This window comes from Novosphingobium sp. PhB57, from assembly GCF_004342985.1.
Taxonomy (GTDB): domain Bacteria; phylum Pseudomonadota; class Alphaproteobacteria; order Sphingomonadales; family Sphingomonadaceae; genus Novosphingobium.
This window is the reverse complement of record NZ_SMBO01000002.1, coordinates 489,080-505,065: the sequence shown is the minus strand read 5'-3', so window position 1 is coordinate 505,065 and position 15,986 is coordinate 489,080. Positions and strand designations below refer to the sequence as shown.

The window sequence follows — 15,986 nt, the reverse complement described above, 5'->3', positions numbered from 1 at the left end:
CGGACGACCGGCGCCGCCTCAGGCGAAGACTTCGGCGCCGGTGGGATCGCGGGGATCCATGCCGAAACGGTTGGGACCGGGCGTGCCGGGCAGGCAGGTGATTACGAAAGAAGCGATGGTCGCGATCCAGCCCACAAAGGGAATCAGCCCCAGCACGATGAAGCCGAGATACCACCAGCCGCTCATGTCACGGTCGTGGAATCGGCGCACGGCAACGGCGATGCTCGGAATGAAGACCGCAAGGCTGTAGAGACCGGCCAGGCCGATCAGGACGAAAAATCCGGTGCCGAACAGCAACGAGGGATCGCCGCCCTGCTCGATCTGCTGGAACGCGCCCAAGGACAGGCCGAGCCCCATCGAGATGCCGAAAATCACCGCGAAGACGATGAAATTGAGCAAGGCGAAGCCCCAATATTCGATGCGAAGCGAACGGCCCGAAAAGTCGGCATAACGCTTGAATGGCATGATCATGTATTCGAACATGTTTTCCCCCTCAGGTTCGACAGCGTGTTCAAGGACTTGCACTATAGACGCCCGCTTCGGGACGGCAAGCCGCGCATGGCAGGCCCTGCGAACAGCCGCTGCGGTCAAGGAACGCCAAAGGAAAAGGGGCGCTCGGGCAAGACCCGGCGCCCCTGGCTGAGTTTGCGTTCCCTTGCGTCTCCTCCCTGCCGCACGGGTTCGCCTTGTCACGCTCCGGCTGTGTGCCGGTAACGCGCCGCCGCGCCCGTAGAGGCGCAGCTGGATTCCTTATCGTCGGTCTGGCGAAGCCGCCCTTGCTGGGGGAGCCTTCGGCATTCCTCTCCCGGCGGCGGTGCTCTTTTCGGTCACCGTCTCACCCTGATTACAAAGCCGACCCTAAAAGGATAAAGCGGGCAAAACAATCACTCATGCGGCTGATCCTCCGCTTCCCGTTCGATTGTGACACAGGCGCAACAATTGCGCAGGGCCGCTCCGCGCTTGCCGGATTTGCATAGATCGGCTAATGGCGCGCCAATTTTGCGGTGCAGCATGCGCCGCTGGCCAACTCCTCGAACCGATAGGCACTGCATGTCCGCCCCGCTTCCCTTGCGCAATATCGCGATTATCGCGCACGTCGACCACGGCAAGACCACTCTTGTCGACCAGCTCTTCCGCCAGTCCGGTACCTTCCGTGACAACCAGCGCATCGAAGAGCGCGCCATGGACTCGAACGACCTCGAAAAGGAGCGCGGGATCACGATTCTCGCGAAGCCGACTTCGATCGAGTGGAACGGCTACCGCATCAACATCGTCGACACCCCCGGCCACGCCGACTTCGGTGCCGAAGTCGAACGCATCCTCTCGATGGTCGACGGCGTCGTCCTGCTGGTGGACAGCTCTGAAGGCGCGATGCCGCAGACCAAGTTCGTCACCGGCAAGGCGCTGGGCCTCGGCCTGAAGCCGATCGTGGTCGTCAACAAGATCGACCGTCCCGACGGCCGTCACGCCGAAGTGCTGGACGAAGTGTTCGACCTCTTCGTCAGCCTCGACGCCAATGACGAGCAGCTCGACTTCCCGACCCTCTACGCTTCGGGCCGTAACGGCTACGCCGGCTACGATCCGGACGCCCGCGAAGGCGACCTGACGCCGCTGTTCGAAAAGATCGTCGAGCACGTTCCCGCGCCCGACCTCGACCAGGACGCGCCGTTCTCGTTCCTCGCCACCCTGCTCGACCGTGACAACTTCATGGGCCGCGTCCTCACCGGCCGCGTCCAGTCCGGCAAGCTGAAGGTCAACGACCCGATCCGCGCCATCGACATGGACGGCAAGGTCATCGAAGTCGGCCGCGCCACCAAGGTGCTGTCGTTCCGCGGCCTCGACCGCGTGCCCGTGGAAGAAGCCCGCGCCGGTGACATCATCGCGCTGGCCGGCCTCGAAAAGGCCACCGTGTCGAACACCATCGCCGATCCTTCGGTCACCGAGGCGATCCAGGCCCAGCCGATCGATCCGCCGACCCTGGCGATGCGCTTTGCCGTCAACGATTCGCCGCTCGCGGGCCGTGAAGGCGACAAGGTGACCAGCCGCATGATCCGCGATCGCCTGATGCGCGAAGCGGAAACCAACGTGGCCATCCGCGTCACCGAATCGGCCGACCGCGACAGCTTCGAAGTCGCCGGTCGCGGCGAACTTCAGCTGGGCGTCGTGATCGAAACGATGCGCCGCGAAGGCTTCGAGCTGGGCATCAGCCGCCCGCGCGTGCTGTTCGGCAAGGATGAGAACGGTGGCCGCACCGAACCGTACGAAACCGTCGTGATCGACGTGGACGACGAGTTCTCGGGCACCGTCGTGGAGAAGATGCAGCGCCGCAAGGCCGAGCTTACCGACATGCGTCCTTCGGGCGCCGGCAAGACCCGCATCACCTTCTCGGCCCCTTCGCGCGGCCTGATCGGCTACCACGGCGAGTTCCTTTCGGACACCCGCGGCACCGGCATCATGAACCGCCTGTTCGAGAAGTACGACAGCCACAAGGGTCCGATCGAAGGCCGCCAGAACGGCGTGCTGATCTCGAACGGCACCGGTGAAGCCGTCGGCTACGCGCTGAACAGCCTCGAAGATCGCGGCATCCTGTTCGTGAAGCCGCAGGAAAAGATCTACGAGGGCATGATCATCGGCGAAAACGCCAAGCCCGACGATCTCGAAGTGAACCCGATGAAGTCGAAGCAGCTGACGAACTTCCGTTCGACCGGCAAGGACGACGCCATCCGCCTCACCCCGCCCCGCGTGATGACGCTGGAGCAGGCGATCGCCTATATCGACGACGACGAAATGGTCGAAGTGACCCCGCAGTCGATCCGTCTGCGCAAGGCCTTCCTCGACCCGAACGAGCGCAAGAAGCAGAGCCGCAAGAAGGATTCCTGATCCCTCGGCGCTTCGGCGCCGCAGTTCAGGCTCTCTTGAGACGAACATGGAAAGGGCGGCAACCTCGCGGTTGCCGCCCTTTCTTTATGTGGGGCCTTGTGCCGGCCCTCTCCCAATCTCGGGCAATCTCAAGAATGCGCGGTCAGAACTGGAAGCCCACCGTCGCGCGCAGCGAGTGATACGAGAAGTCCTTGTTCGAACCCTTGATGTTGGTCGAACCCGAATCGATCAGGAACGGGTTGGTCGCCGGCGCAGTGCCGGGGCCGACTTCCACGTTGTACTTGTTGTCGTTGTAGCGGTTGTAGAGATACTCGAGGCCGAGGCTGACGTTGCGGGCCACCATGATCTCGCCGCCGCCGCCGGCCTGCCAGCCCCAGACCAGCTTGTTGTTGCGCTGGGGGTCGAAGGAATTGGCGGTGTTGGTGGTGAGGAAGCTGTGGTCCAGCTTGGCCACGCCGCCGCCGCCGGTCACATAGAACAGCGCGCCGCCGCCCGGGGTATAGCCGGCGCGGACGCGGGCCGAGAGGCCGTAGTCCAGCTTGCGCTGGATCGTGTAGCTGGCAGGCGTGGTGCTGTAGCCCGAGGTCGCGTCCTTGGCGTCGCTTTTCACGCCTTCGACGAGGCCGCCGAGCACGAAGTTGTTGCCCATGCGCTTGTCGTAACCGAAGCGCACGCCGTATTCGGCGCCGTCCTTGTCGCTGCGGCAGCCACCGTCCGGCGTGGCGCCCAGGGCGCGGCCGTTGCAGAAGCCGGGGCTGAAGGCATTGGCGCCGGCCGCGGTGTTCACGGTGTTGTCGTAGCGGCCGTCTCCGTCCGTATCGAAGCGCAGGCTGTCGCCGCCATCGTTGCCGCGGGTGGAAAGGCCGCCGAAGGCCTGAACATAGGGGCCGTCGAAGTGGCTGTCGCGAGCGGGGGTGTCGGTGGCGATGGGAGCATCGCTGTCCTGCGCCATGGCCGGGAAGGCCGCGACGGCGACCGCGAGGCCGATCGCCGACGAGAGGAGGCGGGCAGTGTTCATTTGGTAATTTCCCTGTCAAATTTCGTACTTGGCCCTCCCCGAAGTCCAAGCTGCCGTTTTTGTTTCCTTTTCTGCGATGAAGTGAGGAGCGCTTTCCGATGGGCCGAGCAAAAGGCGCGGGGGCGTTCCAATCGATTCATACAAAGTCGTACAAACCTGAACGGAATCTGCCGATGTCGCTTCGATGCGGTTCAGCCAGGCAGGCGTAGAAGAAACTCAACAAGGGACGAGACCCCGGCCCCACCGGAGCCCCTGCCCAGCAAGGAGTTTCGTACAATGACATTCTTCCGCAACGCCACGCTTGCCACTGCCCTCGCTGCCACCGCCTTCGCCACGGCAACTCCGGCCATGGCCCGCGACCACTATCGCCACAATGACAATACCGCCGCAGTGGCCATCGGCGCCGGCGTGATCGGCGTGGCCCTGGGCGCGATCATCGCTTCCAGCAGCAACAACGACCGCTATCGCAACGACGATCGCTACTACAACAGCGGCTACTCTTACGGTCCGGCCTATAGCAGCAACTGGCAGTACCGCGACGGCTGGTACTGGGACGGCAATGGCGGCCGCCACAGCCGCGACGACTACGACCGTTACCAGCGCGGCGACTATCGCCGCGGCTACGACCACGATCGCGGCGACTACCGCCGCGGCTACTGATCGCTGAAAGCCCCCGACGATCGGGGCCTCGCGGATAAACCCCTCTCCGCCTGGCCCCGGGAAATCGGGAAACCGAGACGCCCGGCCACCCCTACGGCCGGGCGTCCTTGTTTCGGCGGCAGCATCATGGCGACGGCGCCGCGCGGCTCGTCGCATGTGACGTCAAGTTCACGCGAAGTTCACTGGCCAGGGCGAAATCTCGGGGTCCGACATGCCCGCCGATTCCGCCGTAACTTGGTTGGCCCGGATAGGAGTGCGATAAGATGAAACTGAACTGGAAGTCCCTGGGGCTGGCGACGGCTCTGGCCGCATCGGCCCTCTCGGCATCCGCGCCTGCCATGGCGCGGGACTACTACGACCGGGGCGGTAACGATGCCGCCATCGCCATCGGTGCAGGCGTGATCGGCCTGGCGCTCGGCGCCGCGCTCGCAGACCGCGACGACGGCCGCTACTACGATCGCGGCTATTACGGCTCCCGCCGCTACGTCACCGTGCGCGACCGGCCCGGTTACTACTACTATTACCAGGGCGCGCCGAACCGCTACTACCGCGATCGCTACTACGACCGGTACTATGCGCCCTACTATCGCGAGCGCTGGGGCGGCCGTGACCGCTGGCGCGATGGCCGCCATGCGTGGCGCGACGACCGCCGTGGCTGGCGCGACGACCGCAACCGGTGGGACCGCGGCCGTGACGGCTGGCGCGGCGATCGCCGCCATGACGACTACCGCCGCGACGACCACCGGCGCGACGATCACCGCCGTGACTGGCGTCGCTAAGGGCTGACCCCGAAGACGGGACCATCCACCAGGGGACGCCGCCGGACTGCCGAACCGCAGTCCGGCGGCGTCCTGCCTTCGGCGCAGAAGACCGTTTATCGGCCATCTGCGCCTATCCGGCGCGCCGAAGCAGCGGTTTTCCTCAGGAACGGCGCGGCATCTGTGAAGCCCACTCGCCAATCTCGGCGGGGAACGCTATGGGGCTGCCCACCATGGAAACCGCCGACCTGCGCATTGCCCTGTTTTCGGGCAACTACAACTATGTCCGAGACGGCGCCAACCAGGCGTTGAACCGCCTCGTCGGCTATCTGCTGCGCCAGGGCGCCCAAGTGCGCGTCTATGCGCCAGTGGTGAAGAAGCCCGCGTTCGAGCCGACCGGAGACCTGATCGGCATTCATTCGCTGCCGATCCCCAACCGCCCCGAATACCGCGTTCCGCTGGCCATCTCGTTCAAGGCGCGGCGCGACCTGAAGGCCTTCGCGCCGAATGTCGTCCACGTATCCTCGCCCGACCCCGTGGGCCATCAGGCCGTGTCCTGGGCGCGCGCGCGCAACCTGCCGGTACTCGCCTCGGTCCACACCCGGTTCGAAACCTACTTGCGCTATTACAACATGGCCTGGGGCGAACCGGTGGTGGAAGCGATGCTGCGCCGCTTCTATCGCCGCTGCGACGCCCTGGTCGCCCCTTCGGAATCGATGGCCCAGCTCCTGCGCGAACAGCGCATGAACTACGACGTCTCGATCTGGTCGCGCGGCGTCGACCGCGACATCTTCCATCCCGAACGGCGGGACCTGGCCTGGCGCCGCGCACAGGGCATCGCGGACCATGAAGTGGTCGTCGGCTTCCTGGGCCGCCTGGTCATGGAAAAGGGCCTCGACGTCTTCTCCGACACGCTGGACGACCTGCGCCGCCGCAATGTCGCTCACCGGGTCCTCGTCGTGGGCGAGGGTCCGGCGCGCGAATGGTTCCAGGCCCGCCTGCCGCAGGCGGCCTTCGTCGGCTTCCAGCAAGGCGAGGGTCTCGCCCGCGCGGTCGCGAGCATGGACGTGCTGTTCAACCCCTCCGTCACCGAGACGTTCGGCAATGTCACGCTGGAGGCCATGGCCTGCCGCCTCCCGGTGGTAGCGGCCGCGGCCACCGGCAGCCAGAGCCTGGTCGACGACCATGTCTCGGGCAGGCTGATCCCGCCGGGCGCCATCCACCAGTTCGCCGAAGCGCTGAAGGCCTATATCGAAGACCCGGCCCTGCGCGCCAGCAACGGCCTGGCAGGCGAAAACCGGGCGCTCGATTTCAGCTGGGACCGCATCAACCAGGACGTGGCCGATACCTACTTGCGCCTCGTGCGCCAGCGCCTGCGCCGCTGAGCGCGTCCCCGGCCAGCCTCTTCCCGCTCAGCCTCTTTCCGCTCAGCCTCTTTCCGCTCGCCCTTCAGCGCAGCACGCCGCTGCGGCGCAGCCGGATCGCGTACCAGAGCAGGAACACCGCGATCGCCCAGATCGCCAGGGTAATGCCGATGCTGGCGGGGCTGGTCAGCATGGCGGGCGTCCGGGAGACGAAGGGATAGATCTGGTTCACCGCCAGCCCCAGCAGCGAAATCGTGAACGCCGCCACCGCCCAGCGCGAGCGCAGGAGCAGCAGCAGCGATCCCGCCAGTCCGCCCCAGACCCCTAGCGCCCAGGTCGCCACGGTCCAGCTTGGCGCAGCGTCCAGCCAGTCGATCATCTCGGGCGAAAGCGGCGCCATCCATGCCGGATTGCGCGTCACCGTCATGGAAAAATCGGTGCAACCGAAGGCGTTCCACACCAGCGCCAGCACGCCGACGATCCACAGGTGGCGCGGGGCCCTGACGCGCAAGGTTCCGATCATCGCTGTGCCTCCCTGCCTGCTTCAAGCCCGCAAGGATACGCGCCTCGGCCAGACGATGCAATTCTGCGGGACAATGGCTAGATAGGTCCCATGGCCGACCTTTTTGCCGACGACCTTCCCCCGTCCCCCACGCCCGACACCCCGCGGGAGGATGCCCCGCTTGCCGATCGCCTCCGCCCGCGCACACTGGAGGACGTGGTCGGACAGGAGCACCTCACCGGGCCGGAAGGCCCGATCGGCCGCATGGTGGCGGCGGGGCGGCTTTCCTCGATGATCCTCTGGGGGCCCCCCGGCACGGGCAAGACCAGCACCGCGCGGCTGCTGGCCGATGCGGTGGGCATGCGCTTCACGGCGGTCTCGGCGGTGTTTTCGGGCGTGGCCGACCTCAAGAAGGCTTTCGCCGAGGCCGACCTGGCCGCCCGCGCCGGCCAGCGGACCTTGTTGTTCGTGGACGAGATCCACCGGTTCAACCGCGCCCAGCAGGACGGCTTCCTGCCCTTCGTGGAGCGCGGCACCGTCACCCTGGTCGGCGCGACGACGGAGAATCCCAGCTTCGCGCTCAACGCCGCCCTGCTCAGCCGCGCCCAGGTGCTGATCCTGCACCGCCTCGGCGCAGAGGCGCTGAACACGCTGCTCGGCAAGGCCGAGGCGCTGGAAGGCCCGCTGCCCCTCGATGACGACGCCCGCGCGGCCCTGGTCGCCTCTGCCGACGGCGACGGGCGTTTCCTGCTCAACCAGGCCGAGACACTCTACGCCGCGCAGATCCCGGAGCCGCTCGATCCGGCCGGGCTCGGCCAGTTCCTGCAGCGGCGCGTGGCCGTCTACGACAAGGACCGCGACGGGCACTACAACCTGATTTCGGCGCTTCACAAGGCGGTGCGCGGATCGGACCCTCAGGCCGCGCTCTACTATCTGGCACGCATGATGACCGCCGGCGAGGAGCCGCTGTTCCTGCTGCGCCGCCTCGTCCGCATGGCCAGCGAGGACATCGGCCTGGCGGATCCGCAGGCCCTCGCGCAGTGTCTGGCGGCCAAGCAGGCTTATGAGTTCCTCGGCTCGCCCGAAGGCGAACTGGCGATCGCGCAGGCCTGCCTCTATGTCGCCACCGCGCCGAAATCGAATGCCGCCTATGTGGCCTGGAAGGCCGCGGCCCGCTCCGCGCGCGAGACCGGTTCGCTGATGCCGCCGGCCAATATCCTCAACGCGCCGACCAAGCTGATGAAGGACATCGGCTATGGCAAGGACTACGCCTACGACCACAATGCGCCGGACGGCTTCTCCGGCGACGACTACTGGCCCGAGGACATGGAGCCGCAACGCTTCTACGAGCCGGTCGAGCGCGGCTTCGAACGCGAGATTCGCAAGCGCCTCGAATGGTGGGACCGCAAGCGGGCCGAGCGGCAGGGGCAGACCTGATGGACGAACGGGTCTAGGCCTTGCCCCGTCACTTGTCCGGCGCCCCGGCCCGTTTCCGGCACTTCATGGCCATCGACTGGTCCGGCGCCCTCGGCCCGCGCCAGAAGGGCATCGCCGTCGCTCTCTGCGGGCTGGAGGGCGCGCCGCGGCTGTTGCACCCTGCGGATCATCGCCACTGGTCGCGTGAGGCGGTGTTGCACCTGCTGCGGGACGACTTGCCGCAGGACACGCTGGTGGGGCTGGACCTCGGCATCTCGCTGCCCTTCGCCGATGCCGGGGCTTTCTTCCCCGATTGGCCGGCCAGTCCCCAGGACGCCCGCGCGCTCTGGGCACTGATCGATAGGGTCTGCGCCGAAGACGCCCATCTGGCCGCGGCCAGCTTCGTCGACCATCCCGAAATCAGTGCCTACTTCCGGCGTCACGGCGGCCGCGAAGGCCTGCGTTTCCACCTTCCCGGCGCAGGCCACCGCCGCGGACGCCTGCGCGTGACCGAACAGGCGCAGGCCCGCGCCGGGTGCAGACCCTATTCCAACTTCAACCTCGTGGGCGCCGCGCAAGTGGGCAAGTCCAGCCTCACCGGTATGCGCCTGCTGCACCGCCTGCGCGGCGCGGTTCCGGTCTGGCCGATCGATCCCCTCCCCGTATCCGGCTCGGTCGTGACCGAGATCTACACCACGCTTGCCGCCGTCGCGGCGGGCCGCTCTGCCGGGCGGGCGAAAATGACCGACCATGCCGCGCTCGATACCGCGCTCGCCGCACTGGGTTCGCCGCCGACAGGGGGAACCGGCCCGATCGACGATCACAGCGCGGATGCCCTCCTCACCGCGGCCTGGCTGCGCACGGCGGCCCCGCGCGAAGACCTGTGGAAACCCCTTGATCTCACACCGGAACTGGCCAGGACCGAGGGCTGGACCTTCGGCGCGCCATAGCCCAGAACCTGTCCCCATTGAGGCCGTGAACAACCGGCCTCCAACATGACTGACAGGGACAGTTCGGCTATGAAACATGCACTGCTGGCGGGGATCGCCTGCCTTGCTCTCGGTCTGGGAGCACACGTCTCGAATGCGGCCCCCGCGCCCAAATCCGCTCCCCCATCCGCTCCCGCCGCCACCCCGGTATCGGTCGCGCTCGGCAAGCCGGCCACGCCGTGGAAGAGCTTCGTGAACCGGACGATAGAGAGCTGGATGGCGCAGGATCCCTCCTTCGCGGTCTATCAGGGCGCGCACCAGTTCGACGGCAAGCTGCCCGACTGGAGCCCCGCCGGGCTCAAGGCGCGCGGGGCATTCCTGAAGAAGGTGATCGCCGATGCCGGCGCCTTCGCCAGCCTTTCCGCCGAAGACCGCTTCGAGCGCGACTACCTGGTGCAAGTCGCCAAGGGCCAGCTGTTCTGGCTGGAAGACGCCGACAAGCCGCACAACAATCCCGGCTTCTACATCGAGAACGGCCTCGACCCGAACGTCTACGTCAGCCGCGCCTATGCCGACAAGCCGACGCGCATGAAGGCCATGATCGCCTTCTTCAAGGCCGTGCCCACCGCCGCCGCGCAGATCCGCGGCAACCTGAAGACGGCGATGCCCGCCAGCTTCATCAAGCTCGGCACTGCGGGCTTCTCGGGCTTTGCGGAATATTACCGCGGCGACGCCCGCACCGCTTTTGCCGATGTGAAGGACGCCGCGCTCCAGGCCGAGTTCAAGGCCAGCTCGGAAAGCGCGGCCAAGGCCATGCAGGACCTTTCCGACTGGCTCGGCAAGGCCACGCCCACCCAGGACTTCGCGATGGGGGCTGAGCGCTTCTCGCGCATGCTCGCCGCCACCGAGGCCGTCGATGCCCCGCTCAGCGAGTTGGAAGCCGTGGGCCGCGCCGACCTCAAGCGCAACCAGGACCTGCTCAAGGCCGCTTGCGCCGAATATGCCCCCGGCAAGGACATCCAGGCCTGCTTCGACAAGATGCGCGCCGACAAGCCGGAAGGCGGCCCCGTCGCCGCCGCGCGCCTGCAGATCCCGGAACTGACCGCTTTCGTGCGCCAGCATGACATCGCCACGATCCCCGGCACCGAACAGGCGCTGGTGGAGGAAAGCCCGCCCTACAACCGCCAGAACTCGGCCTATATCGATCCCGCCGGGCCGCTGGAGAAGGGCATTTCCTCGGTCTACTACATCTCGCCGCCGGACCCTGCGTGGTCGCAGCAGATGCAACAGGACTACATCCCCGGCAAGAATGACCTGCTGTTCACTTCGGTGCACGAAGTCATGCCCGGCCACTTCCTGCAATTCCTCCACTCGAACCGCTCGCCCTCCTGGGTGGGCCGCCTCTGGGTGGGCTACGCCTATGCCGAAGGCTGGGCGCACTATGCCGAGGAAATGATGTGGGACGCGGGCCTGGGCAACGGTGATGCCGGCGTCCATGTCGGCCAGCTGTCGAACGCGCTGCTGCGTAACTGCCGCTACCTCTCGGCCATCGGTCTCCACGCGCGCGGCATGACGCAGGAACAGTCCAAGCGCATGTTCATGGACGAGTGCTATCAGGACGAAGGCACGGCCGAGCAGCAGGCCGCGCGCGGCACTTACGATCCGGCCTATCTCAACTATACGCTGGGCAAGCTGATGATCCGCAAGCTGCGCGACGACTGGACCGCCTCGCGCGGTGGCCGCGCGGCCTGGAAGCCGTTCCACGACCAGTTCCTGAGCCACGGCGGCCCGCCGATCCCCCTCGTGCGGCAGGCGATGATGCAGGAAGATGCGCCCCACGCGATTTTCTGAGCGGATATTTCATAAAAGCAACTGGACCGGCGCCCCTCCCTCGCGGTAAGGGCGCCGGACTTGTCGCGCGCATCGCCCATGCCGATGCGCCGGGCCGGCTTAGCTCAGTTGGTAGAGCACCTGATTTGTAATCAGGGGGCCACGGGTTCGAATCCTGTAGCCGGCACCACTTCCCGACATCCTTCGAAACAACGAAAGCCGCGGCTTCAGACCGGGAGCGCGCCCATCGAGGCGATCTCGCCGAAGTAGGCGGCCAGGCGGTCTGCGGCATCGCCCGTGAGTTCGATGAAGGCGCGGCGGCGGTCGTTTTCGTCGCAGACGCGCTGGAACAGGTTGGCCTGGACGAGCGCCCCGATCCAGCGCAGCGCCGTAGTTGGCGGAACGCCCGAGGCGATGCAGAGCGAGGTGACGGAGACTTGCTTGCCCTCCACCCGCGCCGCCGCGAGATCGAGCAGCATGTCCCAGGCGGGGTCCGCGAAGAACTCGCCGTCGATGAATCGCGAACGCAGCTGGCGCTGGCGGATCACGCGGCGGATCGACCGGGCCTCGGGCAGCGCCGCCGTGCCGGCAAGGGGGATCGCGCGTCCTGCCGCCATGTCGCGCGGTGATTGGCCTGACGGCGCCGCGCCGCGCGGCGCGGTGACGGCGCCCGCGGAACCGGACGATCTCGCGAAAGGCGATTCGGCCTCGCGCGGGGCCAGGCGGTCGATATGACCGGCGATCTGGCCGACTTGTTCGGTAAGGCGCAGCAGCATCAGCCTGTCGTCTTCGGACAGTTCCCTCAGGCGCGCGGCGGGAAAACCGGCCAGGACCTGCCCCAGCGCGATCACCCGCTCGGCGCGGTTGGGATCGACCAGCAGCAGGGGCGCCGACATGTCCATGCAGGCGAAGACGTCGTCGAGCGCGTCCACCGAGGTCGAGACGATCAGCCGCGTACCCCCGCCGGCCGCCTGCATGTCCAGCCGGGCGAGCGCCGCCATCGTAGCGGCATCGACCAGGGGACAATCGAGCAGGACCACGTCGGCCTGCGGCTTTCCTGCATTGCCGAAAAGCGCATCGAGAGGGGCGGCCACGGCAACATCGAGCCCGGCACCCACGGCATCCTCGCGCATGGTCGCGCGCAGATGCGGTCGGTCCGCGAAGATCGCCAGCGAGACCGCCCGGCCGCCGGATGCGTCCTGCTGCCCGCCATAGGTGAAATCGGCGAAGTCCCTATCCCGCATCTTCGTTCGCCCCCGCTCCGAAACCTGCCGACAACGGGTAGGTCGAAGCCCGGGGGAGTCAACGCGAACTAAGGTTAAATCCTTGTTACCAGCCGGATAGCTCGCGCCTGACGAGGGCTTCGAGCATGTCCATGCCCGCGGCCCCGTCGTTCAGGCAGCCGAGCACGGCCATCGTCTCCCCACCCGCTTCCTCGAAGACTTCGCGCCCGCGAATCGCCAGTTCCTCCAGCGTTTCCACGCAGTCTGCCGAAAAGCCGGGCGCTGCTATCGCAAGGCGCCGTGTTCCGGCCTTCGCCTCGGCCGCCAGCACGTCTTCGGTCGAGGGTTCCAGCCACCGGGCGCGGCCGAAGCGGGACTGGAAGCTCGTCTCGATCCGCAAGTCCGGACGGCGCCGGGCCAGGCGCTCGGTCAGCAGGCGGGCGGTTTCGAGGCAGTGCGGATAGTATGGATCGCCCAGGTCGGCCGTGCGCTGCGGCATGCCATGGAAAGAGAGCAACAGCACTTCGGGCCGGAAGTCCAACGCCTCCACCTGGCCCAGCAGGTCGGCCTCCAGGGCATCGATATAGGCGGGGTCGTCGAAATAGGGCGGCAGGGTGCGGATCGCGGGCTGCGCCCGCATCGTGCCCAGCGCCTCGCTCAGCTTGTCCATGACCGAGGCCGTGGTCGCACCGGAATATTGCGGATAGAGCGGCGCGATCAGGATGCGCTCGCAGCCGGCCTGCGTCATCGCCTCAAGCCGCGAGGGCAAGGACGGATTGCCGTAGCGCATGGCCCAGTCCACGCGCGCGCGCGCACCCAGCCGCTCCTGCAACCGCCCGGCCTGGGCCCGGGTGATCGCGGCCAGCGGGGAGCCGTCGGCAGTCCAGACCTGCTGATAGGCATGGGCGGACTTGGCCGGACGGGTGCGCAGGACGATGCCGTGGAGGATCGGCTTCCAGGCGATGGCCGGAATCTCCACGACGCGCGGATCGGACAGGAATTCGGCCAGGTAGCGCCGCACCGCCGGGGCAGTGGGCGCATCCGGCGTGCCGAGGTTCACGAGGAGCACGCCGATCCCGCCATCGGCCTGTTCGGCGCGGCGCGGTTCGGCCGATTGCCGGTCTCTGGTGGCCATTACATATCCTCGGCAAAGAGCGGAAGGCGGCGGAAGCGGAGCCCCGTCGCCGAAAAGAGAGCATTGGCCACCGCAGGGGCAACCACGGCAACCCCCAGTTCGCCCGGATCGGCGGGGTCTTCCGTGCTCTCGATGAAGTCGACCTCGATCGCCGGGCAATCGGCAAGGGTCGGCAAGGCAAGGTCGGAGAGGCGCTCCCCATCGGGCCGGCCGCCCGCGTAGTTCGGGCTGCATCCCAGCGCGAGGCCCAGGCCGAAGACGAGCCCGCCCTCGACCTGTTGGCGGGCCACATCGTAGTTCACGATGCGGCCGATGTCCGCCACGGCGCTCAGCCGGTCCACGCGCACGCCGTTCTCGTCGCGCCGGGCGCTGGCGACCACTGCGATCCGGCCCTCGCCGATGACGTGGCAGGCAATGCCCTGCCCGCTGTTGTCCCCGCCGCCGCCCCACTGCGCCAGGCCCGCCGCGCGCTGGAGGCATTCGGCCAGGCGCGGGTCATGCCCCAGCATCGCCATGCGGAACGACAGCGGCTCGCGCCCGGCCCGGTGCGCCAGTTCGTCCACGAAGCTCTCGTTGAAGAACGCGGTGTAGCCATGGGCGTTGCCGCGCATCCGGCCGGTCGGCAGGTCGATCGCGGCCGGAATGTGGTCGACGGCCAGGTTCGGTACCGCATAGGCCGGAACCGCCCCTTCCACCGCCATCGGATCGGCAGCCTCGGCCACGGCGTCCAGCGCATCGAACGCGGACTCTCCCGAGAAGAAGCGCCGACCGAACGCGCGCGCCGTGGCCGGCGCGGCGATCCTTGCGCGCCAGCCGGTCGGCCGCCCTTCCGCATCGGGGCGGGCAGCCATGACCGCAACGGCCGGCGCCCGCGGCAAGGTGGTGAAATGCTCCTGCCGCCGCGAGAAAGTAAGCTGAACCGGCCGCCCGGCCTCGCGGGCCAGAACCGCGACTTGCGCGGCATGGGCGCATTCCAGGCGCCGGTCGAAACTGCCGCCGATCGGCATCGGATAGAGCACGACATCGACCGCCTGCAGACCCAGCGCACTGGCCGCAGCCACGCGGGCGGCCTCAGGCGCCTGAGTGCCGATCCAGAGTTCCAGGCGCCCATTCTCGTAGCGCGCGGTCGCGCTGGCCGTCTCGATCGTGGCATGGACGGCGGGAGCGACCTCGTAGCGGATCTGGACCGGCAGCGCGCCCGCGATGGCGTCCGCATCGCCCACCATATGGAGGCGGTTGGGCGAGCCCATCGCCATCGCCTCGTCCAACGCACTGTCGACATCGCCGCTGTCGCTGCCCCGGGCGACGCGAAAACGGGGGCTGGCACGGGTCAGCGCCGTTTCGGCCGTCCACCAGTCCTCGGCCAGCGCCGCCACCCAGTCCGGCCCTTTGACGAAACGGAGGAAGCCGTGCAGGTCCTTGCCCGCGCCATCGTCCAGGCCCGAGAGGCTCGCCTTGCCGATCGGCGCCTGACGGATCGCGGCGCGGACCATGTCCGGCAGGCGGACGTCGCCGGCGAAAGTCCACGATCCGTCCACTTTCGAGGGAAGGTCGAGCCGCGGGTAGCGCAAGGGGGCGCCGGGCAGGAATTCGCCGGGCTTCTCGGCCATGGCCTCGGCCCGCAGCGGGGGCGGGTCGGGCGGCGAGAAAGTCGCCGCTTCCGCTGCCAATGGTCCGAAATTCAGACGCTTGCCCTCGTGCAGGACGAGGCCACCGGACACTTCGCACGCCTCGGGCGCGACGTTCCAGCGCGCGGCAGCGGCCTGGACCAGCAAGGCGCGGGCCGAAGCGGCAGCGGCGCGGGCGGGGCCTTCATAGGCGGCGACCGCGGTACCGTCTGCCGTGGCATTGAAGCGGTGATCCTCGGCCCAGCGGCGCGCGGCGAAGCTGTCCGGCGCTTCGGCCAGCCCGGGCATGGCGGGCATCCACAAGGGTGCCCACTTCGCGGCCAGCACGGCATTGGCATAAAGCGCGCTGACCGGCGCGGGTTCGACCGCCACCTGCCGCCAGTCCGCGCCGAGTTCGTGCGCGACGATCTGCGGCAGCAGCGTCGTGACACCCTGCCCCATCTCCACTTGCGGCACCGCCACGCTGACCACGCCGTCCGCCGCGATCTTGATCCAGGCGCCAAAGGCATATTCGTCGCGGCCGGGTTCGAGCGGCAGCGGAAAGCGGCGGGGGCGCAGCAGGTAGCCCACCGCCAGCCCGCCGCCCGCGAGCGCGCCAATCAGGATCCCCCGGCGCGAGATCCGCGCGCCGGACACTGAGCGC

Annotated in this window: 13 protein-coding genes and 1 tRNA gene; 8 read left to right on the top strand and 6 right to left on the bottom strand. The window is 67.7% G+C overall.

Annotated features, from left to right (window positions below; translation table 11 throughout):
- Positions 1-18: 18 nt before the first annotated feature.
- Positions 19-483, bottom strand: a complete 465-nt coding sequence (locus tag EDF58_RS10055; RefSeq protein WP_132264976.1) for a DUF805 domain-containing protein — start codon at positions 481-483, stop codon at positions 19-21.
- 567 nt (positions 484-1,050) lie between these two features.
- Here EDF58_RS10055 and typA point away from each other — a divergent pair.
- Positions 1,051-2,880: a translational GTPase TypA gene (typA, locus tag EDF58_RS10050; RefSeq protein WP_132264974.1), complete on the top strand. Its 1,830-nt coding sequence runs from the start codon at positions 1,051-1,053 to the stop codon at positions 2,878-2,880.
- Positions 2,881-3,022: 142 nt separating this feature from the next.
- Here typA and EDF58_RS10045 read toward each other — a convergent pair whose 3' ends face one another.
- Positions 3,023-3,898: a porin family protein gene (locus tag EDF58_RS10045; RefSeq protein WP_132264972.1), complete on the bottom strand. Its 876-nt coding sequence runs from the start codon at positions 3,896-3,898 to the stop codon at positions 3,023-3,025.
- A gap of 276 nt (positions 3,899-4,174) precedes the next feature.
- Between EDF58_RS10045 and EDF58_RS10040 the strand changes: the two genes are divergently transcribed.
- The 3 genes from EDF58_RS10040 (at position 4,175) to EDF58_RS10030 (ending at position 6,701) form a co-directional block, all read left to right on the top strand.
- A complete protein-coding gene (locus tag EDF58_RS10040; protein WP_132264970.1) occupies positions 4,175-4,558 on the top strand; it encodes a hypothetical protein in 384 nt (127 codons plus the stop codon).
- 263 nt (positions 4,559-4,821) lie between these two features.
- Complete coding sequence (locus EDF58_RS10035; protein WP_132264968.1) at positions 4,822-5,337, top strand: hypothetical protein; 516 nt, start codon at positions 4,822-4,824, stop codon at positions 5,335-5,337.
- A 212-nt stretch (positions 5,338-5,549) separates the two neighbouring features.
- On the top strand, positions 5,550-6,701 hold the full coding sequence (locus EDF58_RS10030; RefSeq protein WP_132264966.1) for a glycosyltransferase family 1 protein: 1,152 nt from the start codon (positions 5,550-5,552) through the stop codon (positions 6,699-6,701).
- A 64-nt stretch (positions 6,702-6,765) separates the two neighbouring features.
- On the opposite strand, the gene EDF58_RS10025 is transcribed toward EDF58_RS10030, so the two are convergent.
- A complete protein-coding gene (locus EDF58_RS10025; RefSeq protein ID WP_132264964.1) occupies positions 6,766-7,203 on the bottom strand; it encodes a hypothetical protein in 438 nt (145 codons plus the stop codon).
- 90 nt (positions 7,204-7,293) lie between these two features.
- Between EDF58_RS10025 and EDF58_RS10020 the strand changes: the two genes are divergently transcribed.
- The 4 genes from EDF58_RS10020 to EDF58_RS10005 all read left to right on the top strand — a co-directional run bounded on the left by EDF58_RS10020 (position 7,294) and on the right by EDF58_RS10005 (position 11,547).
- The gene (locus EDF58_RS10020) at positions 7,294-8,619 is read left to right on the top strand and encodes a replication-associated recombination protein A (RefSeq protein ID WP_132264962.1); all 1,326 of its coding nucleotides are present in this window, start codon (positions 7,294-7,296) and stop codon (positions 8,617-8,619) included.
- A 65-nt stretch (positions 8,620-8,684) separates the two neighbouring features.
- Positions 8,685-9,548, top strand: coding sequence for a hypothetical protein (locus tag EDF58_RS10015; RefSeq protein WP_132265348.1), 864 nt, complete (start codon positions 8,685-8,687; stop codon positions 9,546-9,548).
- A gap of 69 nt (positions 9,549-9,617) precedes the next feature.
- Positions 9,618-11,378 (top strand): DUF885 domain-containing protein, encoded by a 1,761-nt coding sequence (locus tag EDF58_RS10010; RefSeq protein WP_132264960.1) that lies wholly within the window; start codon positions 9,618-9,620, stop codon positions 11,376-11,378.
- Positions 11,379-11,471: 93 nt separating this feature from the next.
- Positions 11,472-11,547: transfer RNA gene (locus EDF58_RS10005), tRNA-Thr, on the top strand.
- A 37-nt stretch (positions 11,548-11,584) separates the two neighbouring features.
- On the opposite strand, the gene EDF58_RS10000 is transcribed toward EDF58_RS10005, so the two are convergent.
- The 3 genes from EDF58_RS10000 to EDF58_RS09990 form a co-directional block, all read right to left on the bottom strand.
- Positions 11,585-12,601, bottom strand: a complete 1,017-nt coding sequence (locus EDF58_RS10000) for a MarR family transcriptional regulator (protein ID WP_132264958.1) — start codon at positions 12,599-12,601, stop codon at positions 11,585-11,587.
- Positions 12,602-12,686: 85 nt separating this feature from the next.
- A complete protein-coding gene (hemH, locus tag EDF58_RS09995) occupies positions 12,687-13,715 on the bottom strand; it encodes a ferrochelatase (protein ID WP_132264956.1) in 1,029 nt (342 codons plus the stop codon).
- Positions 13,715-15,979 carry a molybdopterin cofactor-binding domain-containing protein gene (locus tag EDF58_RS09990; protein WP_243654161.1) on the bottom strand — a complete coding sequence of 755 codons (2,265 nt, stop codon included), beginning with the start codon at positions 15,977-15,979 and terminating at the stop codon, positions 13,715-13,717. Before EDF58_RS09990 ends, hemH begins: the two co-directional genes overlap by 1 nt.
- Positions 15,980-15,986: the final 7 nt, after the last annotated feature.

Bases quoted from the DNA above. Each gene is read 5' to 3' on its own strand.
- EDF58_RS10055 (WP_132264976.1), bottom strand. From the start codon at position 483: ATGTTCGAATACATGATCATGCCATTCAAGCGTTATGCCGACTTTTCG.
- typA (WP_132264974.1), top strand. From the start codon at position 1,051: ATGTCCGCCCCGCTTCCCTTGCGCAATATCGCGATTATCGCGCACGTC.
- EDF58_RS10045 (WP_132264972.1), bottom strand. From the start codon at position 3,898: ATGAACACTGCCCGCCTCCTCTCGTCGGCGATCGGCCTCGCGGTCGCC.
- EDF58_RS10040 (WP_132264970.1), top strand. From the start codon at position 4,175: ATGACATTCTTCCGCAACGCCACGCTTGCCACTGCCCTCGCTGCCACC.
- EDF58_RS10035 (WP_132264968.1), top strand. From the start codon at position 4,822: ATGAAACTGAACTGGAAGTCCCTGGGGCTGGCGACGGCTCTGGCCGCA.
- EDF58_RS10030 (WP_132264966.1), top strand. From the start codon at position 5,550: ATGGAAACCGCCGACCTGCGCATTGCCCTGTTTTCGGGCAACTACAAC.
- EDF58_RS10025 (WP_132264964.1), bottom strand. From the start codon at position 7,203: ATGATCGGAACCTTGCGCGTCAGGGCCCCGCGCCACCTGTGGATCGTC.
- EDF58_RS10020 (WP_132264962.1), top strand. From the start codon at position 7,294: ATGGCCGACCTTTTTGCCGACGACCTTCCCCCGTCCCCCACGCCCGAC.
- EDF58_RS10015 (WP_132265348.1), top strand. From the start codon at position 8,685: ATGGCCATCGACTGGTCCGGCGCCCTCGGCCCGCGCCAGAAGGGCATC.
- EDF58_RS10010 (WP_132264960.1), top strand. From the start codon at position 9,618: ATGAAACATGCACTGCTGGCGGGGATCGCCTGCCTTGCTCTCGGTCTG.
- EDF58_RS10000 (WP_132264958.1), bottom strand. From the start codon at position 12,601: ATGCGGGATAGGGACTTCGCCGATTTCACCTATGGCGGGCAGCAGGAC.
- hemH (WP_132264956.1), bottom strand. From the start codon at position 13,715: ATGGCCACCAGAGACCGGCAATCGGCCGAACCGCGCCGCGCCGAACAG.